A 23,594-nucleotide genomic window follows, 5' to 3' on the forward strand; every position below is an offset into this window, starting at 1 on the left:
GATGGCGGTCTGCGGGCACGGCTATCCATGCGCGAAGGTAGCGCGATAGGCCGGGCCCAGGTCATGTTCGAGACGGGTCCAGAGCTCACGTCCGATGCGACGCACTTCTTCGCTCTCGGTCACAGCGGGCCTTCTGTGCAAGGGGTGGAGGGGTCGGTTCACCCGCACGCCGCAACCGCCAAGGACCGTCCGTCGCGACGGCCGCCCCTCAGCTCGCGGCGAGCGCCTTGCCCGCGGCGGAGGCAGCCTCGTGCGCGGCGCGCTTGAGCTCGCCGCCCACCTCGGCGAACTGGTCCAGGGCGGGGTTGATGCCGACGAGGGTGAACTCGCGCTCCACCACGGTGAGGTTGGCCCCCCACACCTCCTCCAGCACCCGGCGCAGGTAGCCGACGCTGTGGTCCCAGCCCTCCTTGGGTGTGCCGGGGGCGTAACTGCCACCCCGCGTCACCAGCAGGACGACGGGCTTGCCGTCCAGGATGCGGTCGTCGGGTGCGCCGCTGGCGAGGACCAGGTCGATCCAGGTCTTGACGTGCTGGGAGACGCCCCAGTTGTAGAGCGGGAACGCCAGCACGACGTGGTCGGCACAGGTCAGCTCCGCACGCAGCGTCTGCGTCACGGCCTGCGCCGCCCGGTGGGCGTCGGTGCGCTGGTCCTCCGGGGTGTGGTTGCAGTCGATGGCCGTGGCCCAGACGTCCGAGGGCAGCGGGTCGGTGCCGAGGTGACGGGTCACCACGGTGTCGTCGGGACGCTCGGCCGTCCAGGCGGCGAGCACCAGGTCGGCGAGCTCGCTGCTGGCGGACAGCGGGCCGAGGATCGTCGCGTCGATGCGCAGGAGGGTCATGGTGGTCTCTTTCCGGGTCGGAGTGCCCGGTGATCTCCCCGGGCAGCGAGTTGAACGTTCAACTCGCGAGAAGCATGGCAGGGTTGAGTTGAACGGTCAACTCGCGGGCTATGCTGCCTCCCATGAGCGAGGAAACGCCGTGGCTGTCACCGGCGCAGCTGCGTGACTGGCTCGTCGTGAGCGCGGCCATGACCGTCCTGCCGGACGCCGTGGAGAGCCAGCTCAAGCGCGACTCCGGGCTCAGCTACTTCGAGTACACGGTGCTGGGCGCCCTGTCGGCCGCACCGGGGCGAGCCATGCAGATGTCGCTGCTCGCCTCGTACTCCCACGGAACACCGTCACGGCTGTCGCACGCCATCAAGCGGATGGAGCGGGCCGGCTGGGTGCAGCGCCGGGCCGGCACAGGGAGCTCGAGGGCTGTCGACGCCGTGCTCACCGACGCCGGCCACGCCAAGGTCGTCGAGGCGGCGCCGCGGCACGTCGTGGAGGTGCGCCGCCTGGTGGTGGACGTGCTGAGCCCCGACGAGCTCGACCAGCTGCGCGACCTGCTCCGCAAGCTCGTGGCCGCGGCCGATCCGCAGACCGCCGAGCTGGTGGACCTGATGGTCGACCTGCATGCGGCGGGGGCTGATGCACCGGCCGACCAGGCGTTGAAGGCTCGCGCCCAGGGTCGCTGATCAGGCCTTCCGCATCTGGTCGGCGATCACCTCTCCCACCAGCACGGCGCTGACCGCCGGGCCGCGCAGCGGGGCCGTCGGCAGGATCGAGGTGTCGGCCACCCGCAACCGGCGGACCCCGTGCACCCGCCCGTCCGGCGCGACCACCGCGGCCGGGTCGTCGGCCGCGCCGAACGGGGCGGTGCCGCACGTGTGGAAAGAGGTGCTGAGGTGGGCGGCGATCCAGCCGTCCAGCGCGTCGTCGTCCGAGGCGGTGGCGACGTCGAGGTCGACGACGCCGGCTGACACGTCTCGGAAGGCGCGGGCGGTGAGGACGTCGACCGACGCCCGAACGGCCTGCCGCATCCGCCGGCGGTCATCAGCAGTGGCGAGGTAGCGGTAGTCGAGGAACGGCGTCTGCCGAGGATCCGCCGACCGGACCTCGACCCGGCCGGACCGCGTCGGTGCGTGGACCGAGACCAGCAGCGGCAGGGGAGCCCCGGACACGGGCGGTCCGCCGGCCAGCACGGGCAGGGGCACGAGGGACTGCAGCACCTCCGTGTCGCCCGAGGCCGGTCCGCCGTCGAGCGAGACGTTGAGCGCGGCCCCCGTCCACGAGCCCCCGGGTGCGGGCAGGTCGACCCGGGGTTGCCACTCGACCACGACCTGGGGGTGGTCGCTGAAACCCCCGACGGGGGCGTCGCGCACCACCGGCAGCCCGAGCCGGTCCAGCACGGCGCGCGGGCCGATGCCGGAGAGCACCAGCAGGTGCGCCGACCCGACCGCCCCTGCGGCCAGCACCACCTCGCCGGCGGACACGGTCTCGACCCGACCGTCGCGCTCGACCTCGCACCCGGTGGCCACGCCGTGCTCGATGATCACTCGGCGCACCAGCGTGCCGCCCAGCACGGTGAGGTTGGGGCGGGACAGCGCAGGCACCACGTAGGCCAGGCCAGTGTTGACCCGCACGCCGTCGACCACGTTGCCCGGCACCGGGCCGACGCCGCCCACCCCGGCGGCGTTCTTGTCCGGCTCGGTGGCGTGTCCCAGCTCAGTCGCTGCGGCGACGAAGGCGGCAGCGGCGGGGGAGTCCAGCGCTGGACGCCGCACCGGCATCGGCCCGGTGCATCCGTGCTCCGGAGCCGAGCCGAAGTCCAGGTCGTGCTCGAGGGTGCGGAGGAAGGGCAGGACGGCATCCCAGCTCCACGTCGTGCCGCCGGCGGTTGACCAGCGGTCGAGGTCCTCGGGCCGTGGCCGCACGAAGTAGCCGCCGTTGGTCGTCGTCGAGCCGCCCAGCACCCGGCCCCGGGTGACCACCCAGGGGCGACCGTGGGCCAGGCTCGCGGGGAAGCGCCAGCTGGTGGGTGCGCTTGGTTCAGCGCCGGGTACCCGGCGGGCATCCAGCAGACCAGGGGGGAACGCACTGCGACGGGTCGGTGCCGGGCCGGCCTCCAGGAGCAGCACCCGCCGGCCGGCGTCCTCGCTGAGCCGGGCCGCCAGCACCGCACCGCTGCCGCCCGCTCCGATGACGACGACGTCCCACGCGCTCATCCGCTGCTGTCTCCTGATCGCTCCATCACCCGAGACGAGAAGTGGCACTGGCGCTCACCCTACGGCGAGGCCGCTGTTTTGCCTGTTCTTTACGATACGCACCCGTTCCGTATCGTGTTAGCCTCGGCGGCGTGCAGATCAGCGACACCGATGCAGCCGCGCAGGAGCCCCGGCGGGGCCGTCCTCGGGACCCGAGCCGCGACCACGCGATCATCGACGCGACGATCGACGTCCTCGTCCGGGACGGCTACGACCGCCTGTCCATGGAGGGCGTCGCCACCGCGGCGGGCGTCGGCAAGGCGACGGTGTACCGCCGGTGGGGCAGCAAGGCCGAGCTCGTCATCGACGCGATGATGTCGCTCAAGCCCGTCGTCGACACCATCGACACCGGCTCGCTCGAGGGCGACATCGAGCTGCTGACCGCCGCCTCCTGCAGCCCGCGCACGCAGCGCCTGCAGCAGGTGATGGTGAGCATCTGCTCCGCCCTGCCCCGCGAGCCCGAGCTGCTCGAGGCGTTCGCGACCCGCTTCACCGAGCCCCGCATCGCCCGCATCACCACGGTGCTCGAGCGTGCCCGGGGCCGCGGCGAGCTGGGCCCCGAGGTCGACATCGCCATGGCGGCGAGCCTGGTGCCGTCGCTGATGCTGCAGCGAGCACTCATGACCGGCAAGCCCGCCGGCCGCGCCTACGCCGAGCAGGTGGTGGGCAGCGTGCTGCTCCCGGTGCTCGGGCGTCCCCCGCGGCCCATCGCACCCACTGATGTGGAGAACCCCCATGACTGACGCACCACCCTCACAAGCGACCCGCAACGGCGGTCTCGCCCTGACCGTGATCTGCGTGGCGCAGCTCATGGTCGTCCTGGACGCCACCGTGGTGAACGTGGCGCTGCCCAGCATCCGCGCCGATCTCGACTTCTCGCTGGACAACCTCACCTGGGTGGTCACCGCCTACTCGCTGGCCTTCGGCGGGCTCCTGCTCTTCGGTGGACGCACCGGTGACCTCTTCGGCCGGCGGCGCATGTTCATGATTGGCGTCTCGCTCTTCGCGGCCGCCTCGCTGGTCGGCGGCCTCGCGAACAGCGAGGCGATGCTGATCATCGCCCGGGCCGCGCAGGGTGCCGGTGGTGCCATCGCCGCCCCCACCGCGCTCGCCCTGCTGGCCACCACCTTCACCGAGCCGGCGGCACGGTCTCGTGCCTTCGGCGTGTTCGCGGCCATGGGGGCCTCGGGAGGCGCCTTCGGGCTGCTGCTCGGCGGGATCCTCACCGACTACGCCAGCTGGCGCTGGGCGCTGTTCATCAACGTCCCGATCGGCGCGATCGTGCTGCTCCTGGCGCCGCGCGTGCTCCACGAGTCCCAGGGCTCGGGCACCAAGCTCGACCTGCCGGGCGCCATCACCGTCACCGCCGGCATGTCCACCCTGGTCTACGGCCTGACCAAGGCCGCCAGCGACGGCTGGGGCTCCACGTCGACGGTGGTGACCCTGGGCATCGCCGCGGCGCTGCTGGTCGCCTTCGTCGCAATCGAGCACTTCGCGACCCACCCGCTCATGCCGTTCCGCATCTTCGCTAACCGCAACCGCACCGGCGCGTACCTGATCATGTTGTTCCTGGCCGCGGGCATGTTCACGACGTTCTACTTCCTGGCGCAGTACCTGCAGAACGTGCACGGCTGGAGCCCGGTGCGCACCGGCATCGGCTTCCTGCCCATGCCGACGACGATCATGTTCCTGTCCGTCGTCGTGGTTCGCCGCCTCATCCCGCGGATCGGCATCCGCCCGTTCCTCACCATCGGTCCGATCTTCGCCCTCGCGGGGATGGTCTCGTTCGCGCAGCTCGACGCGAGCAGCAGCTACTGGCCGTTCCTGGGCGGCCTCCTGCTGCTCGGCGTGGGCATGGGCTGCAGCTTCGTGCCGCTGACCATGACCGCCGTCAACGGCGTCGCGCCGCACGAGACGGGCCTGGCCTCGGCGCTGCTCAACACCGGTCAGCAGGTCGGCGGCGCCATCGGGCTCGCGGTCTTCGGCACGGTCTTCGCGCACGCCGCGACCGATCGCGCCGGCGAGCTGGGTAGCGGTGCCGGCACCGCGACGGGCCAGACGGAGGTCTTCGTGGCCGGTCAGCAGTCCGCCTTCCAGGCGGCCGTCGTGGTGACCGTGCTGGCGCTCGTCGCGTCGCTGGCGCTCATCCGCGTCAACAAGGTCGCTGCGCCGGACCCGTCCACGTCCCCGGACCCGGCCTCCGGCCCGGTCCGCGAGGAAGAGTCCGCCCGCACCCCTACCTGAGGGTGAAGTGCTCGAGCGTGGGTTCGTCGAGCATCGCGGCCAGGGTTGGCTTGTCGAAGGGCCACAGGTCGACGGTGCCGTGCTCCGTCAGGTACCACGAGCTGCAGCCGGTGTTCCACACCGTGGACCCCATGGCGTCGGCGACGCTCTGGTTGAACTCGTCGGTGGCCTCCTCGGTCACCGTGACGGACCTCGCCGTGCCGGTGGCGAGCAGCTCGAGCAGGTGCAGCAGATACCGCGCGGTGCGCTCGGCGGAGTACTGCAGCGAGATGGACCCGGTGGGCGAGTTCGGCCCGAGGATCGTGAACAGGTTGGGCAGGCCCGGGATCGCCGTCATCCGGTACGCGCGCGGGCCCTGGGCCCAGAGCTCGTCCAAGGTGGTGCCCCCGGGCCCGGTGATCGTCATCGGCCGCATGTAGCTGTGCGCGTCGAACCCGGTGGCCAGCACGAGGGCGTCAGCCGGGTGGTGGGCGCCGTCGGCGGTGGTGATGCCCGCAGGGGTGACCTCGACGATCTTCTCGGTGACCAGCGCTGCGTTGCGGCGCTGGATGGCGCGGTAGTAGGTGCCGGAGACCACTGGCCGCTTGCAGAGCGGCTCGTCGTCGGGCGTGAGCTGGCGGCGCAGCTGGGGGTCGCGCACCTGGGCGCGCAGGGACAGCCGTGCGTAGGCCTGGACGAGGCGGCGCCGCCAGGACGGGCGCGTGGTGACGTCGGCCAGGAATCCCGAGCCGCGCAGCAGCGTGTCGTAGAGCGTGTGGTGCAGGGCAGGGAACCGGCGCAGCAGTGTGCCGACGGCCTCGAGCTGGCGCAGCGACATGGGTGCCCAGAGGATCCACTGTGGAGTGCGTACGAAGTGGGTGATCGCGGCGGCCTCCGGCTGCAGGGCCGAGACGATCTGCACCCCGGTGGAGCCAGTGCCCACCACGGCGACGGTGCGGTCGCGCAGGTCGAGCTCGCTGTCCCAGCGCGCGGTGTGCACCACCGGGCCGGTGAAGGTGTCCAGGCCGGGGATCTCCGGGGTGGCCGGGTGATGAAGGATGCCGGTCGCGCAGATGACGACCTCGGCCTCGAGGTGCTCGCCCTCGGCGGTGGTGAGCGTCCACGAGGAGCGTTCCTCGGACCACTGCGCGGACACGACCTCGGTGTTCAGCCGCAGGTGGCGGTCGAGGTGGAGGTCGCTGACCACGTCGCGGTGGTACTGCTGGATCTCGGCGCCGCTGGCCCAGACGTGCGACCAGTCGGGCTTTGGCGCGAAGCGGAACTGGTACAGCTGGGACGGCACGTCGCAGGTGAGACCCGGGTAGCGGTTCCAGTGCCACACCCCACCCACGTCGGAGGCCTTGTCCACCACGGTCACGTCGGTGAACCCGTGCTCGGTGAACACGTGCAGCGCGGTGATGCCGGAGAGTCCGGCGCCGATGATGACGATGCGCGGGCGGGGTCGCTCGACGGTCATGGGCGTGGAGCCCCGCGGCCAGAAGGTCACGGGGCTCCACGCTACTGGCAGCTCTGGGAGCGTGGGGCTCAGCGTGCGTCGCGGCCCTGTGCCGCTGAGGTGACCAGGTCGCTCTTGGGCAACGGCTTGCCGGCCTGCAGCGCAGCAACCCAGGTGTCGGTGTCGGCCACCGCGGCCCAGCTCGAGTGGAGCAGCGCCATGAGGGTCTCGTGCACCTGCCGGGCGGGCACACTGCCGGCGTCGTTGGTCAGGTCGATCGCGCCGGTGGCGTCCGAGAGGACCTCCACGGAGAAGCCGAGGCCCTCCGAGCCGGCGGCGGAGGCGAGCACGCAGTTGTTGGTCATGTAGCCGACCAGGGTGATCGTGTCGACGTCGCGCTCCCGCAGCCACGCCTCCAGATCGGTGCCGGCGAAGACGCTGGAGAGCTGCTTGGTGATGCGCTTGGACACCTGGTTCTCGCGGGCGGCGACGTCGGGGTGGTTGGCGAAGGTGGCCGATCCGGAGGCGAAGACCGGGGCCTCGGCGGGGAGCCCGTGCTGGACGAGCACGACCGGAGCACCTGCGTGCTCGGCGGCGTCCATCGCCACCTGGATGCGCGCAACGGACTCGTCTGGGTCGGGGTGCTGGATCCGGAGCAGCCCGTCGAAGTACTCCTGCTGGGCATCGATGACGATCAGGGCGCGGCGGGGTGTGGTCATGTCGTTCTCCAGGGTGTCGGGGTGGGGTGCGAGCGGACGGGTCGTCACGCGCGCGGGAGGTGGTAGTGGTCGGCGAGGAGCTCGATCCCGTGCTCGTCGAGGGTTGCCGAGTGCCCGCTGACGACGAGCATCAGCTCGTCGGCGCCGGTGCGTTCATGCAGGCGCTCGAGACGGTCGGCCACCGCGGCAGGGGTGCCGTGGAAGCTGCGGCTGGTGTAGGCGTCGAGGATCTGCCGCTCCTGCGATGTGGCCGAGTACGCCTCGACCTCCTCCGGCGGCAGGAGCAGGTAACCCTGGCCCTTGAACATCCGGAGCATCGCCATCGCCGACGTCGCTGCCTGGCGCTGTGCTTCGGCCGGATCATCGCTGATCGCGACGGGCACGCTGACCAGGGCGTGGGGGTGATCGAGCACGTCGGAGGGCCGGAAGGTCTCCCGGTAGATGCGCAGGGCCGTGTCGACGTCGGCGTCGCCGAACTGCAGCGCGAACGCGTAGGGCCGGCCGAGCTGCGCGGCCAGCTGCGCCGAGTACGGCGAGGAGCCCAGCACCCACACGTCCGGTCCGACCGAGTCCGAGGGCACCCGGTTCTGGGCGGCCTGCCACGGACCGGGCACCGCGTGGACGTTCCGGTACGGGTGTCCGGCTGGGAACGCCTCGCCCAGGAAGCCCAGCAGCTCGAGCAGCTGCTGGGGGAACCCGTCGTTGGCGTCGGCTCCGCGGCGCAGGGCCGCGGCAGTTGCTCCGTCGGTGCCCGGGGCGCGCCCCAGCCCGAGGTCGATGCGGCCGGGGGCCAGCGCCTCGAGCATCCCGAACTGCTCAGCGATCAGCAGGGGAGCGTGGTTGGGGAGCATCACCCCGCCTGCGCCGAGACGGATGCGCGCCGTCTCGGCGATGAGCCGGGCGACCATCAGCGGCGGGGAGGACACCGACGTCGCGCCCATCGCGTGGTGCTCGGACAGCCAGAACCGGTGGTACCCGAGCACGTCTGCTGCCCGGGCCAGCGAGACGGTGCTGGCGAGTCCCTGGGTCGCGGTGGTCCCGACGCCGGTGCCGCCGCTGGCGAGCACGGACAGGGCGACGGGCGCCGTGCCGGAAGGGGGTGGCAGCTGCATGCATGACCTCAGATCTCATGGAAATGTCTAACGTTTGACGTGGCCGGAGGCTAGCAGCAGTATCACGGTAAAATCCACCTGATACCGTGTAACGCATGGTGGAGAACTCACAACCGGTGGTGCCGGGCGTGCAGGAGCACCCCAGCCTCGCCCTGGTGAACAGCGTCACCGACCAGCCCGGCGGCAGGCGTCACGACGACCTGGCCGACCCGGTGGCTGCGACGGCCTGGCTGGTCGACCGCGACCTGGTCGCGCCGGAGGCCGTGCTCTACGAGCACTGCCGCGGCCGGCTCGCCGAGTTGCGCGCGGAGCTGCGCGAGCTCTTCACCGCGCACGTCGCTGGGCGCCCGCCCAGGCCTGAGGCGGTGGCTGCCCTCAACCGGGCGCTGACCAGCGCTCCGGGGGCGATGCTCCTGCGTCACGACCCGACGTCAGGGTTCTCCCGCGGCGCCGACCACCCGGCGACGCAGGTGGTGGAGAACGCGATGGCGGTGATCGCCGAGGATGCCGCTGCCCTGCTGGCCGGCGACGAGGCGTCGTTGCTCGCCGCGTGCGAGTCGGACTCCTGCCAATGGTTCTTCCTGCGCACACACGCACGACGCCAGTGGTGCTCCAACCGGTGCGGAGACCGCGTGCGTGCTGCGCGCGCCTATGCCCGCCGACGCGCGGTGCTCAGCGAGCAGACCAGCTGAGCGGCCGCTGGCCGTCTGCAGGGCTCAACGGTTATGGGCGGCTTTGTCGGCCTCCAGCGCCGCGCGGACGGTGGCTGGCGTGGTGAGCATCGCCGACTCGAACGCGCGTCGCCGCCGACCCCGACGCATGAAGTTGGCGCCCAGGCCCGCGAGGTCGGCGGCGGTCGGCAGGATCGGCACCACCTGCTGGCCGCGCGCGCGTGCTTGGGCGATCTCGGCGGCGAGGCTGGACGACATTGGGCGGCGCAGGGCGCGGTCCTCGACCAGGCCGCCGAGTCCCGGGCCACGGACTCCCCGGGGTGACGCCATGGGGGCGATGACGATGATGCGGTCGGCGTCGGCAGGGGAGATGAGGTCGACCGACGCGGTGGACGCGGCGCCACCATCGACGAAGCTCCTGGTACCGATGGTGACCGGTCGCATCCAGCCGGGAATCGCCCAGGACGCGCGCAGGGCCTCCGACACGGTTGCCGGCGGGGCGTCGGGCGCACCGAAGGCGACCCGCTCACCCCGCTGGTAGTCGTAGGCCACCATGCGGACGGGCCGAGCGAGGTGCCCGGTGGAGTCGGTGAAGTCGTCGGCGAGCTGCTGCAGCCAGGCTTGGCTGCCCGTGCCCCGCGGCACCAGGCCGGTGAGAGCGGCGAGGCCCGACTGGGTCTTGAGCAGGGACGGGTTCAGCAGGGGCAGCCGTGGAAGAGGCGGTCGTCCGGACGGGGTGTTGTCGAGGTGCCGACGCAGACGGGGATCGTCGCTCTCTTTTCGCTGCATCGCCACGAGGTCATCGACCGTGGCTCCGCCGCCCAGCATGGTGAGCAGCTCCGCCCCGGCTGAGGTGCCCTGCACGACGCTGGCCTGGGCGGGGTCGAACCCCGACTCGTCGGCGAGCGCCTTGAGCGTGGCGATGATCCAGGCGCCACCGATCGTGCCGCCGCAGCCGAGGACCAGCGCTGTCCTCGTCATTGCCTGGGTACCTGGGAACGGACAACGGTGACCACTGTGGACTGCGGGTGCGCGGCCCGGATGCGCTGCACTGTCATGGACCCCCTCGGCTCGAGTGTTGACCGTACGGACAGAGGCTTACTCAAGTATTTGGAGTCCGGCGGCTTATGGCTGCGGAAACGTTCTGGCAGACCTGCGACCTGAAGTGAGCTTGTGCTGCGCTCCCTTCGGATCGCGGCGCGACGCCGAGCGAGCGGCGGCGTACGCGTGGCTCAGGGCACAGCCGCTGGGCCACTTGCTCCGGAAGGCGGTCGACGAAGCCGTGCGGTACGTCTTGGACGGTGCCCGCACATGGAGGTTCGGTCTATTCGACCCAAAGGTGGACTCCGGCGAGCGGTCGCAGTCGGCACCAAGCTCCAGTCCGACGTCATCGAGCAGGTGCGGGTCGGGCTGAGTCGCTGGGCGCGGACAGCGGCACCCGGCCGCGAGTGCCCGCGGGTCCACCGGTGGGTGGTGATCCGCGGCGCCTGGATGTGGTTATATGCCTTGAGTACCTTGGAGGTCGGCAACTGCTCCTGGCGCAGCTCGTGCTTTCATCGGCCCCTGTGCCATTAATCAGTGCCGTAGGCGAAGCAGGTCTATCACTGCAGTGCTGCGGGCATCGTCCAGTACCGTAAATCCCTGGATACTGTTGTTCTCCTTGTAACCTACAGCACGATTTATGTCCAAGACTGGCACGTCGAGTTGACGAATGTCATCAATGGCGAACATAAGTTCCCAGGTTTGACCCTTCTCATCCCGCTTCCACAGGCGCTCCGCGACAACTTCGCTGCGAAACGTATATCGAATGGATGCTCCCGCAAAGGCGTGGCCATTCTCGACGAAGACGACGTAGTCACCAGCACTCAACTTGGCATGCTTGCTGATGTTGCTCCTATTCAGCGCAGGTGTCACGCCCCAAAGCCGGGCCGCCCCTGAGGGAAACGCGCGTTGGAGCCTTGATCGATCAGTACGGTTCAAGTCGCTTAATTCGACTAGAGGAACGGGGGTGGTGACGGTGTTTTGGTAGTTTCGCTGAGCAGCCGCGCCACCAGCGGGCTGTAGGGCGATGAGGGTCACTGTTATGCCTCCAGCTCAAGTCCGCGTGCTGCGGTAGGGGTCACAGTATGCCTCGGGGCTCGGCTCGGCCTGTGCTATCGCAGGCTTCTTGGACTCGTCGTCGCGAACTCGCCTTACCCCGGGGAGCGCTAGCAAGAGGTCGCTGGGGCGCTCGATGTCCAGCAGACCCGACGTTGGGGAGAGGGCCGATTGGGGCGTTGACCTCTGGCGTTTCATCCTCAACGGGTTCGATCAATCCGCACTAAAGCACTTTGAATAGCGACACGCTTAACAAAGTGCACGAAGGCTCGCCGTCGTGCAGGTGAGGGGGAAGGGCGCGATACGGGTCGTGCATCGTAGTGCGACCCGCATACGGTGCTCGCCTTGCATGCTAGGCCGACTGCCTACGGAGGAAATCTGGCTGAAGCCGAGTTCGTGGCAGAAGATGGCGATCTCACTCTCGCTCCGTGGTCAGTGTGCCCCTTCGCGGCACTCTACGAACCGCCAGAGTGGGCCGCGCCGCACCGGCTGGCCATAAGCCTCCTTCAGTGGACCACCTGCACTCCAGATCGTTTTGCGGCTCTCAGCCGTATCGGTGCACCCTCCAAGGCGGCTCGGAAGCATCGGTCAGGGCAATGCCGCGAGCTTGCCCTGCAGAATGCCGCGCTCGCGCTCGTTGCGGCAGCGCTTCACCGCCTGCTCCAGCTCGTGCCGCGCCTCGGCGGTGCGCCCCAGCCGGGTGAGCAGCTCACCCCGCACGCTCGGCAGCAGGTGCGAGCCCGGCAGCGCGCCTGCCGCCGCCAGCTCGTCCACGATCGCGAGCGCTGCCGCCGGGCCCTGCGCCATCGACACCGCCACCGCGCGGTTCAGCTCCACCACCGGAGAAGGCCCCAGCCGGCCGAGCACCTCGTAGAGCAGCACGATGCGCTCCCAGTCGGTCGCCTCCACCGAGGGTGCCACCGCGTGGCACTCCGAGATCGCCGCCTGCACCCCGTACGGGCCCAGGCCACGGCCGGTGCGGCTGGCCCGGGCCAGTGCCGCCCGGCCGCGACGGATGGCGGAGGTGTCCCAGTGCCGCCGGTCCTGCTCGGCCAGGAGCACCGGCTCACCGTCGGCACCCACCCGCGCGGGAAAGCGGGCGGCGGTGAGCTCGAGCAGCGCCAGCAGCCCGTGCGTCTCCGCCTCCTCGGGCGTCAGCCGTGCCACCACCCGGGCCAGGCGCACCGCCTCGTGGGCCAGGTCCGGGCGGATCCACTCCGCGCCGGATGTGGCAGCCGAACCCTCGGTGAAGATCAGGTACAGCACGCTGAGCACCGACCCCAGCCGCTCGCGGCGCTCCTCGGGCGCGGGCAGCACGAACGGCACCTGTGCGGCGGCGATGGTCTTCTTGGCCCGGGTGATGCGGGCCTGCACGGTGGCGGTGGGCACCAGGAACGCCCGGGCGATCTCGTCGCTGGTCAGCCCACCGAGCACCCGCAGCGTCAGCGGCACCTGCGCCTCCCGGGAGAGCACCGGGTGGCAGGCGAGGAACATCAGCGCCAGCACGTCGTCGTCGACGCGATCGGGGTCCCACAGCAGCCCGTCCTCGGAGGCCGAGCCGGCGGCAGCGCCGGCCTCGCGGGCGAGGACGGCGTACCGCTCGTCCAGCGCGGCGCGACGTCGGTAGGTGTCGATCGCCCGGCGCCGCCCCACCGTGAGCAGCCACCCCGTGGGGTTGCGCGCCGTGCCCTCGCGGGACCAGGTCACCAGCGCCTCGGCCAGCGCCTCCTCGGCCAGCGCCTCCTGGGCCAGGTCCTCGGCCAGGGCGAAGTCGCCGGTGAACCGGGCCAGGGTGCTCACGATCCGCGCGGAGTCGATCCGCCAGACCGCCTCCACGGCCTGGCGTCCGGTGCCGGCCGGGCTCAGAGCTGGCCGGTTTCCTCGCGCCACGCCCGCTCCCGCTTGACCCACTCGTTGTCCTGCGGAAACTCGTCGATGCTGGCGATGCGCCGGATCTCGGTCTTCATCCCCGCCCCCGCCATCGGGGCCCGCCTGGCCCACTCCACGGCCTCCTGCTGCGACGCGACGTCCAGGATCCAGAATCCGCCGAAGAGCTCCTTGGTCTCGCCGTAGGGCCCGTCGGTGACCACCGGCGGCTGGGCGGAGTAGTCCACGACCACCCCCGTGGACGGGTCGTCCAAGCCCTCGGCCGCGACCATCACCCCGGCCGCGATCATCTCCTCGTTGAAGCGGCCCATCGTCTCGAGCATCTCGTTCATGTCGACGTCCTGCATGGCGGCGTAGCCCTCGTCGGTGCCGCGCATGATGAGCATGTACTTCATGGTGATCCCCTTCCCTGGGAGGGCCCTGGGTGGACCCTCTCACCTGCAGGTCGAACGGGGGAACCCCCAGATCGACACCCGGCCCGGCACAATCAGGTGCCGCACCGTCCACGCTCAGGAGCCCCCCGTGAAGCTGTCCATCGTCGACCTGGGCACCGTGGCGCCCGGCACCACCGAGCAGGACGGCATCGCCGACTCCCTGGCCGTCGCGCGCCACGCCGACGCCGTGGGCTTTCACCGCATCTGGTTCGCCGAGCACCACCTGAGCCGGATGGGCGCCTCCCACCACCCGGAGCTGCTCATCGCCGCCGCCGGGATGCAGACCAGCGGCATCCGCATCGGCTCGGGCGCGGTGCTGATGAACCACTACAGCCCGTTCAAGGTGGCCGAGATGTTCGCCCAGCTGGCGGCGATGTTCCCCGGCCGGGTGGACCTCGGGATGGGCCGGGCCACCGCGGGTCCGGCGATCGACCTGGCGCTGCAGCGGGACCGTCAGCACCCCGCGCAGGCCGATCACCAGCAGCAGGTGCTGGAGACCCTCGCCTGGCTCTACGAGGCGTTTCCGTCCGACCACCCCTTTGCCGACAAGCCGCTGGTGCACACGCCGGCGGGCAAGCCGCAGACCTGGCTGCTCGGCTCCAGCCCCAGCGGGTCGGCCCTGGCCGCGGGCCTGGGCATCGGCTACACCTTCGCCGGGTTCATCAACCCCACCGGCGCGGCCCCGGCGCTGCGGCACTACCGCGAGCAGTTCCAGCCGCAGGGCTTCGGCCTGGAGAAGCCGCGGGCCATCCTCGCGGTGAACGTCACGGTGGGGGAGAGCGCCGCGCACGCGCAGCACCTGGTCGGCTCGGCCAAGGGCTACTACGCCCGGCTGCGCACCGTGGGTGGCGGTGCACTCCTGCCCTCGGCCGAGGAGGCCGCCCGCGAGCTGAGCCCGACGGAGAAGGCGCAGCCGACGACGATCGTGGACGGCCGGTGGCCGCAGTTCGTCGCCGGTGACCCCGCCCAGGTGCGCGCCACGCTGGAGCAGATGATGGTCCAGAGCGAGGCGGACGAGGTGATGGTGCAGAACCTCATCGCCGACCCCGCCGACCGGATCCGCTCACACCAGCTGCTGGCCGAGACCTTCGGCCTGACCCCGCGAAACAGCTGACGTCCCCCTCGGCGTGGTGACGCTGAGTAACGGATGTCCGGATCTACGATCACCAGGTGCTTGCACCGCCGTACTACCTGATCGGCTCCGCCGGATACCCGAACTTCGGTGACGAGCTGATCGCAGCGTCCTGGCTGCGGCACCTCGCCGAGGTGGCCCCGGCGGTGGACGTCTGGCTGGACTGCCCGCAGCCGGGCATGGCGCAGAACCTGTTCGAGGGCCTGCACCCACGGCTGCGCACCACCAACACGCTGTGGCGGGCCGTCGGCGATGCCGCTCACCTGCCGGTGGAGGAGGTCGGGCCGCGGGTGGCGGCGCTGATCCACGACCTCGGCTCACCGCACTACGACCTGGGTCTGCTGCGGCTGCGCAGCGTCCGGTCGATGCACCTCATCGGCGGTGGCTACGTCAACGGCGTCTGGCCGCACCACGCCGGCCTGGTGGAGGGCATGAAGGCGGTCAAGCAGCTCACCGGTGCCCCGCTGTACGCGACGGGGCAGGGGCTCATGCCCGCGGCCGTCGACGCCGCCCCGGAGCTGTTCGCGAACTTCGACCACGTCACTGTGCGTGACGACGCCAGCGCCCAGGCGCACCACCTGCCGCTGGGACTGGACGACGCCTTCCTCGGCGCGCAGGCGGAGATCGCGCGCCGCGCAGCCCCGCCGGCGGGGCTGTACGTGTGCATCCAGAGCGACATGGCCGACGAGGGACGGTTCGACGAGGTGGTCACGGCCGCTCGTCCCCTCGTCGAGCACGCCGCCCGGCAGGGCAAGGCAGTGCACTACGTGGAGGCCATTCCCGGCGTGGACCGGCTGGCCTACGACCGGCTCGCCGACCTCATCCCGGACGAGCACTTCGTGCCCTTCTCCGACGTGTGGACCCGCGGACTGCCCGTCTCCGCCGAGCAGGAGTGGATCACCACCCGCTTCCACCTGCACCTGCTGGCCTCCGCAGCCGGCGCCCGGGGGGTCGCGGTGCCCATCCGCCACGGCTACTACGACGTCAAGCACCACTCGCTGCGTCGGCTGGGCAGCGGCTGGGGAGTGGCCGACGGTCCCGGCCCCCTGCAGGTGCCGCAGGGGACGGGCAGCCTCGCCGAGGTGCTGCCGGATCTGGCCGCCCGCAAGCGTGCCGAGGCCGACCTGCTCTACCCGCTGGCCCGCACCCCCGAGGTGCTCGGGGTCTAGCGGGGCGCTCGCAGGCCCCGCGCGCCGCGCCAGCACGGCGGCGCGCCAGCACATCGGCCGCGCCCCGGCGGCGCCGCGACCGTAGTCTCCTTCGCATGCCGAACGATCTGGTCGGGGCGCCGCTGTCCGAGCCGGCCACTGCCCGCCGCCGTGCCCAGCTCGGGGTGATGGCCTCAGTGGCGTTCACCGTGGTGGTGATCGGCTCCAACATCCCTGCTCCGCTGCTGCCGCTGTACCAGGAGCGGCTCGGGCTGTCCGCGCTGACCACCTCGGCGCTGTTCGTCATGTACTTCGTCGCGCTCATCGCCGTCTTCGTGCTCATGAGTCGCACCCACCTGGCGCGGTTGTCGTGGCTGCTGCTGCCGGTGGCCCTGCTGATCGGGGTGGTGGGCGACGCGCTGCTGTCCGTCGGCGCGGACAGCGTCGGGCTGCTCTTCGCCGGGCGGGCCACGGCCGGCCTGGCGGTGGGGCTGGCGACCGGCTCGGCGGCCACGCTGGCGGTGGTGGGCAAGGGGGAGCGGGGTCGCACCATCGCCGCCAGCGGCGCCATCGCCGGGTCGCTGCTGGGGCTGGTGCTCGCCGCGTTGGTGGGCGACCTGCTGCCGCGCCCCACCGAGCTGATCTACCAGGCGCACGCGGTGCTGCTGGTGCTCGCCGCCACGTCGCTCAGCGTGGTGCTGTGGCGCAACCGCGCCGTGCTCGCCGTGGCGCTGGCGCACCTGCCGGCACCGCAGGACACCGCGTCGGTGCTGCCGCGTCCCCGGCTCGGGCGGCGGGCCGCCGCGGGCTACGTGCTCGGTGCCGCGGGCTGGACCGTGGGGGGCATCGCGCTGGGAGTGTTCCCCTCCGCGCTGCGCTCCGGGTCAGCGAGCGACTCGCTGCTGCTGGGGGTGGTGGCCGGCGTGGTGCTGCTCGCGGCGGCCTGGGCCACGCCGCACCTGCTGCGCGCGCTGGGCCGGGCGTTCACCGCTCCGCAGGCCCTGGCCATCCTGACCGTGGGCACCGTGCTCAGCTGCGCCGGCCTGCTGGCGGACGCGCTGTGGCTGATGATCCTGGGCTGCCTGTTCTGGGGTGCCGCCCAAGGCTTTTGCTACGCCTTCGGCCTGCGCCTGCTCACCCAGGGGCTCTCGCCGGTGATGCAGGGACGGCGCACCTCGGTGTACGCCTCCACCTCCTACGGCTTCTGCGGGGTGCTGGTGCTGTGCATCGGTGGGCTGACCACGGCGTGGAACGTGGACGCCGCGATGGTCTGCGCGACGGTGGCGTTCCTGGGCTGGTGCCTGCTGGCGGCCGTGCTCGGCCACGGGCGGTGGGCGGCGGACGCGGCGCCCGTGGAGGAGCAGGAAGGCCCGTACCTGCCGACGGCGGGCACCGAGGCGCGGTAGCGCCCTGGCACCCGCCGTCGGCGGTGGTCAGTGCTCGATCAGTGGGTCAGTGCTCGATCAGTGGGCAGTGCCTCGGTCTGCTCGACCACCGGCGTCTCAGCCCTCGGGGTGAGCGTGGCGAAGGCCAGCATGGACAGCACGGTGCACACCAGCATGGCCACGGCCATCGGGACCGCGGTGTGCTCCCCGCCGATGCCCACCAGCGGGGTGATGGCCGCAGCCAGGAGGAACTGCACGAAGCCGAGGAACGCCGAGCCGGTACCGGCGTGCGAGGTGACCTGCGCCAGCGCCAGGGCGGTGGCGTTGGAGAAGATGAAGCCGAGCGAGCCCTGGAAGATCGCGAACAGCACCAGCGTCGGCACGGTGGGCAGCCCGCTCAGGGCGGACACCAGCAGGCCGACGGAGGCCAGCGTCATCACCGTGACGCCACCGACGACCATGCGGCGGTAGGACACCCGGCCGGCCAGCGCCGCAGCGACGCTGCTGGTGAGCACCACCAGCAGGGCGTTGCCACCGAAGACCAGGGAGAACTGGCCCTCGGAGAAGCCCAGCACGTTCTGCACCACGAACGGCGACGCCGAGATGTAGGCGAACAGCGCCGCGAAGGAGAAGCAGAAGGTGAGCAGGTAGCCGACGTAGCTGCGGTTGGCGAGCACCGTGCGCGCGCCCTGGACGACGGACGCGAAGCCACCCGGGTGCCGCTCGCTCGGCGGCAGGGTCTCCTTCGCCAGCGTCACCGCACCGAGCAGCATCAGCGCGGTGAGGGCGGCCAGCGCCCAGAACACCACGCGCCAGCTGGTGCTGGCCACGATCGCTCCACCGGCCAGCGGGGCGACCACGGGCGCGATCACCATGATCACCATCATCACGCCGATCAGCTTGGCCGCGGCGGCGCCCCGCGCGGTGTCGGAGATGATCGCGCGGGCCAGCACCACCCCGGCCGCGCCGCTCAGGCCCTGCACCAGGCGGGCGACGGTGAGCAGCTCGACGTTGGGGGCGACCGCGCAGGCGACCGTGGCCACCAGGCACACCACCGAGCCCACCAGCAGCGGCTTGCGACGCCCGATGGAGTCCGACAGCGGTCCGATCAGCAGCTGCCCCACGCCCATGCCGAGCAGGAACGCGGTGAGGGTCAGCTGGATGCTGGTGGCACTGGTGCCCAGCTCGTCCGCCATCTCGGGAAACGCCGGCAGGTACATGTCGGTGGCGAGCGGGGACACCGCGGTGAGCAGGGCCAGGATGAGGATGAGTGGGGTGGAGACGGGGCTCCGCGGCCGGGTTGGCGCAGAAGTAGGTGGCGCAGCAGAGGTTGACGCAGCCGAGGTTGACGCAGACATGGGTGCCTTCCGGACAAGCAGGAACCACGGGAGCGGAGTCGGCGGGGGCCGGACTCATCACAGGCGCACCTCGGGGGGTGCGCCCGTCGTCGGTCTACAGCGGAACCGAGCCGGGAACACCATGGTAGGTCCGCCGAGCGGGTGTCCGGAAACTCGTCAACGGTGCTGATTCTCACGCCTGCCCGGCTTGAGATCTGCAGTCCTGGTCGCTACCAACGCACCCGCTGATCGGCGTGTGCCGGTGCGACATGTTCCTTCTCGGGATGGTCTGGCCTACGTTCGGACAACACCACCCACCTCAGGAGGCCCCGTGTCGGACGAGCTGCGACTGGACGGTCAGGTGGCCGTCGTCACCGGAGCTGGCGGCGGGCTGGGGGCGGCGCACGCCGCGCTGCTCGCTGAGCGCGGCGCGCGGGTGCTGGTCAACGACCTCGGCACGCCGGGGGTGGCCGGGGACGGCGATCCTGGTGCGGCGGAGCGGGTGGCCGCCGCCATCCGGGCCGCGGGCGGGCAGGCGCTGGCGGACACCCACTCGGTGGCCACCGTCGACGGCGCAGCGGCGATCGTCGACCACGCGCTGCAGGAGTGGGGCCAGGTCGACGTCGTGCTGAACAACGCGGGCATCTTCGGCCGCGGCGCCTTCTCGCCGCCCGAGGTCTACGAGGCGGTGCTGTCCACCCACCTGATGGGCACGGTGAACGTGCTGCGGGCGGTGTGGCCGCACTTCCTGGAGCGCGGTTACGGCCGGGTGGTCAACACCGCCTCCTCCTCGTTCCTGGGCACTCCCGGCTCCGGCGACTACGCCGCGGCCAAGGGTGGGGTGATCGGGCTGAGCCGGGTGCTGGCCACCGACAACCGCGACCGCGACATCGCGATCAACGTCCTCATGCCGGTGGCGCACACCCGGATGACCGCGGCCGCGCCGGACCCGGTGTACACCGACTGGCTGCAGCGCTGGTTCGCCCCGGAGAAGGTGGCGGCCTTCGCGCTGCTGCTGTGCCACCGCTCGGTCCCGGTGTCCGGGGAGACGTTCCTGGTGGGGGCGGGGCGGGCGTCCCGGGTGCTGTTCGCGACCACGCGCGGACACTTCGAGGACGACCCGTCGCCGGAGTCGTTCCGGGACCACTTTGCCGAGGTGATGGCGGGCCACGACCTGCAGACGCCGACCAGCGGGCAGGGCGACCTGATCCGCTACGCCGAGCTGCTCGGTGACCCGGGACCGTTCGCCCCGGCGGTGCCCGGCTGAGCTAGACCTCGGCAGCGCCCTCGATCAGCTCGTTGCCCAGCTCCCGCAGGCGAGCGTGCATGTTGCCCGGCGGCATCTGCTCGGCGATGAGCACGCACTGGTTGCCCAGGCGACGCATCAGGTCCGCGGCCACGGCCGGGTCGGGTGCGTCGCTCTCGAGCTCGCCGCGCAGCTCGGCCAGCATGCCGCCTATCTCCTCCAGGAGCGGTCCCTCGACACCGTCGAGGCGGTTCTGCCACCGCTCGATCTCCAGCACTCCGCCGGCCAGTCCCAGGTCGGTGGGGCCGGCCTTCAGCGCGCTCGTCGTCAGCTCGAGGTCGTGCTCTGCGGGATCGCTCATCTCTCGAGTATGCGCCCGGAGACGGAGTGGCGTCGGGGCCGCGGACGGGGCCGGTGCTAAGGTCCGATCAAGCGCTTGCTCAACAGCAGGAACCGCACCACCCGCACCGCACCAAGCCCGGGGCCGCCGGCCCCGGCCGAACCGACGGAGCACACCGCCCTGATGACGACCACAGCAGGCGCACCGGGCCTGGCCACCACGCCCGCCCTCGACGCCGACCACCGGGAGGCCGCCGAGGACCTGGTGCGCGCGGCCCGCGAGGTGATGCTCGCCGTGGCCACCAGCGAGGCCGAGCCCGCCCAGCTGCGCGCGCACGCCGCGCGGCTGCGGGCGGCTGTCGCGGACATGGGGGGCCAGGGCCGCCCCCGGGTGATCCGCGCGCCCTTCCCCGGCCCCGCTGCCGCCAAGGCCGCCGGGCTGGACCAGCCGTGGGCGCTGTTCCGGTACAACCCGCAGGGCATCCCGATCGACGTCTTCTTCGACGGCACGACCGCGCGGGCGACCCTGCGCACCGACGCCCTGCTGGAGGGCCCGCCCGACCACCTGCACGGCGGCTTCAGCGCGCACCTCATGGACTGCATGCTCGGGGTGCTGCTGCAGGCCCAGGGCAAGCTCGTGGTCACCGCCACCCTGGACCTGCGCTACCTGCACCGCACCCCGCTGGACGCCAGCGTCGAGCTGCACGCCCGCATCCTCGACGTCAGCGGCCGCAAGACGGTGGCCGAGGGCTGGATCGAGGTGGACGGGGTGCGCACCGTCGAGGCTCGTGGCCTGTTCATCGAGATCACCCGCGCCGAGCTGGCGGCCAGGTCGGCCGCCGGCAGCCGGCTCACCGCACCCGACGTGGAGGTTTGACGTGGAGACGTTCGCCGAGATCGTTCGGTCCCGAGCAGGCGACCAGGCGGTGGGTCTGCGCTTCGGCGACGAGCAGTGGACCTGGGACCAGGTGGTCCAGGAGTCCGCCGACCGCGCGGCGGCGCTCGCGGCGCTGGCCCCGGTGCCCGCGGACCGGCAGGTGCACGTCGGCGTGCTGCTGGAGAACGTCCCGGACTTCGTCTTCTGGCTCGGCGCGGGGGCGCTGGCCGGTGCGGTGGTGGTGGGGATCAACGCCAGCCGCAGCGGGCCCGAGCTCGCCCACGACATCGCCCACGCCGACATCGACGTCATCGTCACCGAGTCCCGGCTCAAGCACCTGGTCACCGGCACCGGTCAGCCGGTGCCCGCCGAGCGGGTGCTGGACGTGGACGACCCCAGCTACCAGCAGCTGCTGGCGCCGCATCGGGGCGCCGCGCTGCCCGCGGCGCTGCCCGGCCCGGAGCAGCTGGCGCTGCTGATGTTCAGCTCCGGCTCGACCGGCGCCCCCAAGGCGGTGATCGTCGGTCAGGGCCGTCTCGGTCGCCTCACCGGGGCGCTGGTGGACCGGGTGCGGATGGACCGCTCCACCGTGGCCTACCTGTGCATGCCGCTGTTCCACGGCAACGCGGTGATGCTGAACCTGGCCCCCGCCATGGCCGTCGGCGGCACCGTGGTGCTCACCCGCAAGTTCTCCGCCACCCGCTTCGCCGCCGACATCCACCGCTACGGCGTCACCTTCGTCAACTACGTGGGCCGGGCGCTGTCTTACGTGCTCAACCAGCCGGAGGACCCGCGCGACCGCACCAGCACGCTGCAGCTGGCGTTCGGCACCGAGGCCTCCGAGGTGGACACCGCCCGCTTCCGGGAGCGCTTCGGCTGCGACGTGGTGGAGGGCTACGGGCTCAGCGAGGGCGTCTTCCGCATCGGCAAGACGCCGGACACCCCGACCGGCGCGCTGGGCCTGCCGCAGAACAACGCCGACATCCGCGTCTACGACGAGAACAGCGGGCAGGAGTGCCCCCGCGCGCGCTTCGACGAGTCCGGGCGCCTGCTCAACCCCGAGGCCACCGGACAGATAGTGGCGGTCGGGCTGGCCCACACCTTCGAGGGCTACTACCAGAACCCGGGTGCCATGGCCGACCGCGTCAAGGGTGCGGACTTCTGGTCCGGCGACCTCGCCTACCGCGACGAGGACGGCTACTTCTACTTCGCCGGCCGCTCCTCGGAGTGGCTGCGGGTGGACGGGGAGAACTTCTCCGCCGCACCCGTGGAGCGCATCCTGCAGCGCGTCCCCGGCGTCACGGCGGCGCCGGTGTACGCCGTGCCCGACCCGCGCACCGGCGACCAGGTGATGTGCGCGGTGGAGCTCAGCGCCGGGGCGTCGTTCGACCCGGCGGTCTTCGGCGCCTTCCTGGCCGACCAGCCGGAGATGGGCGCCAAGTGGTGGCCCCGCTTCGTCCGCGTGGTGCAGCAGGTGCCGCTGACCGGCAGCAACAAGGTGAACAAGGCCCCGCTGCGGGCGCAGGCGTGGAACACCGCCGACCACGTCTTCGAGCGGGTGGGGCGCACCAGCGAGTACGTGGCGCTCGACGACGCCCGGCGCACCCAGCTCGAGGCGGAGTTCCGCGAGCACGGGCGGCTGGCGCTGCTGCCCGCCCCGCTGGAGCAGCAGGTCGGCTGAGCAGCGGGCGCGGTGCCGGGTCAGCCCTGCTTCTCCGGCACCGCGGAGCCCTTCCCCGGCACCGCGAAGCCGGAGAAGAACAACGTCGTCATCAGCTCGGCGAACTCCTCCACGGTGTGCCCGCGCCGGTTGGGCCAGTGGTTGGTGGCCCACAGGGTGTCGCGCACCGTGCGGTAGAAGACCTCGGCCGGGATGTCGGTGCGGAAGGTGCCGTCCGCGGCACCGGTCTCGATCGCGGTGAGCCAGTGGGCACGCACGCCGCGGGAGGCGGTGTCGATGGGCTCGAGCAGCCCGTTGTCGCGCAGGTACTGGCGGTCGTTCTGGTAGATCGCGGTGGGGTGGGGGTGCTCGTCGATCACCAGCAGCGTCTCCCGGATCAGCCCGCGGACGGTCTCCGCCGGCGAGCTGGTGCCCCGGTCCACGCGGTCGAAGCGCTCCAGGATGTCGTCCATGAACAGCCGCAGGATCTCGCTGGCGATGGCGTTCTTGGACTTGAAGTAGTGGTAGAGGCTGCCGGAGAACACCCCGGCGGTCTCGCCGATGTCGCGCACGGTCGTCGCGGCGATGCCTTTCTCCGCGAACAGCTCCGCGGAGGACGACAGGATCATCGCGCGTCGATCGGGTGTGGCGGCCACCGGTGTCTCCCACTGTCTGCGGCACCTCTGCTGAGGATGCCGGCCGTTGATGCTAGGGCAGGTCGCCCTCCTGGCGTGCTGTGCCACCGCGTGGTGCGCGCGGTTGCGCCGGCGGGCCTGCTCCGGTG

General features: G+C 71.6%; 22 protein-coding genes. 10 read left to right on the top strand and 12 right to left on the bottom strand.

Features of this window, described 5'->3' with window-relative positions; all coding sequences use genetic code 11:
• Positions 1 to 208: 208 nt before the first annotated feature.
• Complete coding sequence (locus tag AC3YO9_RS15075) at positions 209 to 841, bottom strand: FMN-dependent NADH-azoreductase (protein WP_489983751.1); 633 nt, start codon at positions 839 to 841, stop codon at positions 209 to 211.
• Between the two features lie 122 nt (positions 842 to 963).
• On the opposite strand from AC3YO9_RS15075, the gene AC3YO9_RS15080 reads away from it, so the two are divergent.
• Entirely contained in the window at positions 964 to 1,518 is a 555-nt protein-coding gene (locus AC3YO9_RS15080) for a MarR family winged helix-turn-helix transcriptional regulator (RefSeq protein ID WP_489983752.1), read from the top strand.
• Here AC3YO9_RS15080 and mftG read toward each other — a convergent pair whose 3' ends face one another.
• Positions 1,519 to 3,048, bottom strand: coding sequence for a mycofactocin dehydrogenase MftG (gene mftG / locus AC3YO9_RS15085; protein WP_489983753.1), 1,530 nt, complete (start codon positions 3,046 to 3,048; stop codon positions 1,519 to 1,521).
• Between the two features lie 131 nt (positions 3,049 to 3,179).
• On the opposite strand from mftG, the gene AC3YO9_RS15090 reads away from it, so the two are divergent.
• Both AC3YO9_RS15090 and AC3YO9_RS15095 read left to right on the top strand, forming a co-directional pair.
• Positions 3,180 to 3,830: a TetR/AcrR family transcriptional regulator gene (locus tag AC3YO9_RS15090; RefSeq protein ID WP_489983754.1), complete on the top strand. Its 651-nt coding sequence runs from the start codon at positions 3,180 to 3,182 to the stop codon at positions 3,828 to 3,830.
• Positions 3,823 to 5,331, top strand: a complete 1,509-nt coding sequence (locus tag AC3YO9_RS15095) for an MFS transporter (protein WP_489983755.1) — start codon at positions 3,823 to 3,825, stop codon at positions 5,329 to 5,331. Before AC3YO9_RS15090 ends, AC3YO9_RS15095 begins: the two co-directional genes overlap by 8 nt.
• On the opposite strand, the gene AC3YO9_RS15100 is transcribed toward AC3YO9_RS15095, so the two are convergent.
• The 3 genes from AC3YO9_RS15100 to AC3YO9_RS15110 all read right to left on the bottom strand — a co-directional run bounded on the left by AC3YO9_RS15100 (position 5,324) and on the right by AC3YO9_RS15110 (position 8,597).
• A complete protein-coding gene (locus AC3YO9_RS15100) occupies positions 5,324 to 6,787 on the bottom strand; it encodes a flavin-containing monooxygenase (protein ID WP_489984076.1) in 1,464 nt (487 codons plus the stop codon). The two genes, AC3YO9_RS15095 and AC3YO9_RS15100, sit on opposite strands and share 8 nt — an antisense overlap.
• A 68-nt stretch (positions 6,788 to 6,855) precedes the next feature.
• Positions 6,856 to 7,485 (bottom strand): cysteine hydrolase family protein, encoded by a 630-nt coding sequence (locus AC3YO9_RS15105; RefSeq protein ID WP_489983756.1) that lies wholly within the window; start codon positions 7,483 to 7,485, stop codon positions 6,856 to 6,858.
• Between the two features lie 44 nt (positions 7,486 to 7,529).
• Positions 7,530 to 8,597 carry an LLM class flavin-dependent oxidoreductase gene (locus tag AC3YO9_RS15110; protein ID WP_489983757.1) on the bottom strand — a complete coding sequence of 356 codons (1,068 nt, stop codon included), beginning with the start codon at positions 8,595 to 8,597 and terminating at the stop codon, positions 7,530 to 7,532.
• A 95-nt stretch (positions 8,598 to 8,692) separates the two neighbouring features.
• Here AC3YO9_RS15110 and AC3YO9_RS15115 point away from each other — a divergent pair, with 95 nt between their 5' ends.
• Positions 8,693 to 9,289 (top strand): CGNR zinc finger domain-containing protein, encoded by a 597-nt coding sequence (locus tag AC3YO9_RS15115; RefSeq protein WP_489983758.1) that lies wholly within the window; start codon positions 8,693 to 8,695, stop codon positions 9,287 to 9,289.
• A 24-nt stretch (positions 9,290 to 9,313) separates the two neighbouring features.
• Here AC3YO9_RS15115 and AC3YO9_RS15120 read toward each other — a convergent pair whose 3' ends face one another.
• The 4 genes from AC3YO9_RS15120 to AC3YO9_RS15135 form a co-directional block, all read right to left on the bottom strand.
• Positions 9,314 to 10,249 (bottom strand): patatin-like phospholipase family protein, encoded by a 936-nt coding sequence (locus tag AC3YO9_RS15120; RefSeq protein ID WP_489983759.1) that lies wholly within the window; start codon positions 10,247 to 10,249, stop codon positions 9,314 to 9,316.
• A gap of 594 nt (positions 10,250 to 10,843) precedes the next feature.
• Positions 10,844 to 11,347: a hypothetical protein gene (locus tag AC3YO9_RS15125; protein ID WP_489983760.1), complete on the bottom strand. Its 504-nt coding sequence runs from the start codon at positions 11,345 to 11,347 to the stop codon at positions 10,844 to 10,846.
• 606 nt (positions 11,348 to 11,953) lie between these two features.
• Entirely contained in the window at positions 11,954 to 13,255 is a 1,302-nt protein-coding gene (locus AC3YO9_RS15130) for an RNA polymerase sigma factor (RefSeq protein ID WP_489983761.1), read from the bottom strand.
• Entirely contained in the window at positions 13,228 to 13,647 is a 420-nt protein-coding gene (locus AC3YO9_RS15135) for a YciI family protein (protein ID WP_489983762.1), read from the bottom strand. Before AC3YO9_RS15135 ends, AC3YO9_RS15130 begins: the two co-directional genes overlap by 28 nt.
• 127 nt (positions 13,648 to 13,774) lie before the next feature.
• Between AC3YO9_RS15135 and AC3YO9_RS15140 the strand changes: the two genes are divergently transcribed.
• The 3 genes from AC3YO9_RS15140 (at position 13,775) to AC3YO9_RS15150 (ending at position 17,372) form a co-directional block, all read left to right on the top strand.
• Positions 13,775 to 14,800, top strand: a complete 1,026-nt coding sequence (locus tag AC3YO9_RS15140) for an MsnO8 family LLM class oxidoreductase (RefSeq protein WP_489983763.1) — start codon at positions 13,775 to 13,777, stop codon at positions 14,798 to 14,800.
• Positions 14,801 to 14,856: 56 nt separating this feature from the next.
• A complete protein-coding gene (locus AC3YO9_RS15145; protein WP_489983764.1) occupies positions 14,857 to 15,987 on the top strand; it encodes a polysaccharide pyruvyl transferase family protein in 1,131 nt (376 codons plus the stop codon).
• Positions 15,988 to 16,082: 95 nt separating this feature from the next.
• Entirely contained in the window at positions 16,083 to 17,372 is a 1,290-nt protein-coding gene (locus AC3YO9_RS15150; RefSeq protein WP_489983765.1) for an MFS transporter, read from the top strand.
• Positions 17,373 to 17,410: 38 nt separating this feature from the next.
• Here the strand turns inward: AC3YO9_RS15150 and AC3YO9_RS15155 are convergent, their stop codons facing one another.
• Positions 17,411 to 18,571, bottom strand: coding sequence for a multidrug effflux MFS transporter (locus AC3YO9_RS15155; RefSeq protein WP_489984077.1), 1,161 nt, complete (start codon positions 18,569 to 18,571; stop codon positions 17,411 to 17,413).
• Positions 18,572 to 19,019: 448 nt separating this feature from the next.
• Here AC3YO9_RS15155 and AC3YO9_RS15160 point away from each other — a divergent pair, with 448 nt between their 5' ends.
• Positions 19,020 to 19,955 carry an SDR family NAD(P)-dependent oxidoreductase gene (locus tag AC3YO9_RS15160; RefSeq protein ID WP_489983766.1) on the top strand — a complete coding sequence of 312 codons (936 nt, stop codon included), beginning with the start codon at positions 19,020 to 19,022 and terminating at the stop codon, positions 19,953 to 19,955.
• A 1-nt stretch (position 19,956) separates the two neighbouring features.
• Here AC3YO9_RS15160 and AC3YO9_RS15165 read toward each other — a convergent pair whose 3' ends face one another.
• Positions 19,957 to 20,295 carry a hypothetical protein gene (locus AC3YO9_RS15165; RefSeq protein ID WP_127782228.1) on the bottom strand — a complete coding sequence of 113 codons (339 nt, stop codon included), beginning with the start codon at positions 20,293 to 20,295 and terminating at the stop codon, positions 19,957 to 19,959.
• A gap of 162 nt (positions 20,296 to 20,457) precedes the next feature.
• Here AC3YO9_RS15165 and AC3YO9_RS15170 point away from each other — a divergent pair, with 162 nt between their 5' ends.
• The gene (locus AC3YO9_RS15170) at positions 20,458 to 21,150 is read left to right on the top strand and encodes a PaaI family thioesterase (protein ID WP_489983767.1); all 693 of its coding nucleotides are present in this window, start codon (positions 20,458 to 20,460) and stop codon (positions 21,148 to 21,150) included.
• Between the two features lies 1 nt (position 21,151).
• The gene (locus tag AC3YO9_RS15175; protein ID WP_489983768.1) at positions 21,152 to 22,831 is read left to right on the top strand and encodes an AMP-binding protein; all 1,680 of its coding nucleotides are present in this window, start codon (positions 21,152 to 21,154) and stop codon (positions 22,829 to 22,831) included.
• Positions 22,832 to 22,851: 20 nt separating this feature from the next.
• Here the strand turns inward: AC3YO9_RS15175 and AC3YO9_RS15180 are convergent, their stop codons facing one another.
• Entirely contained in the window at positions 22,852 to 23,466 is a 615-nt protein-coding gene (locus AC3YO9_RS15180) for a TetR/AcrR family transcriptional regulator (RefSeq protein ID WP_489983769.1), read from the bottom strand.
• Positions 23,467 to 23,594: the final 128 nt, after the last annotated feature.

The sequence above is a fragment of the Rhodococcus sp. Z6_132 genome (genome assembly GCF_058133635.1).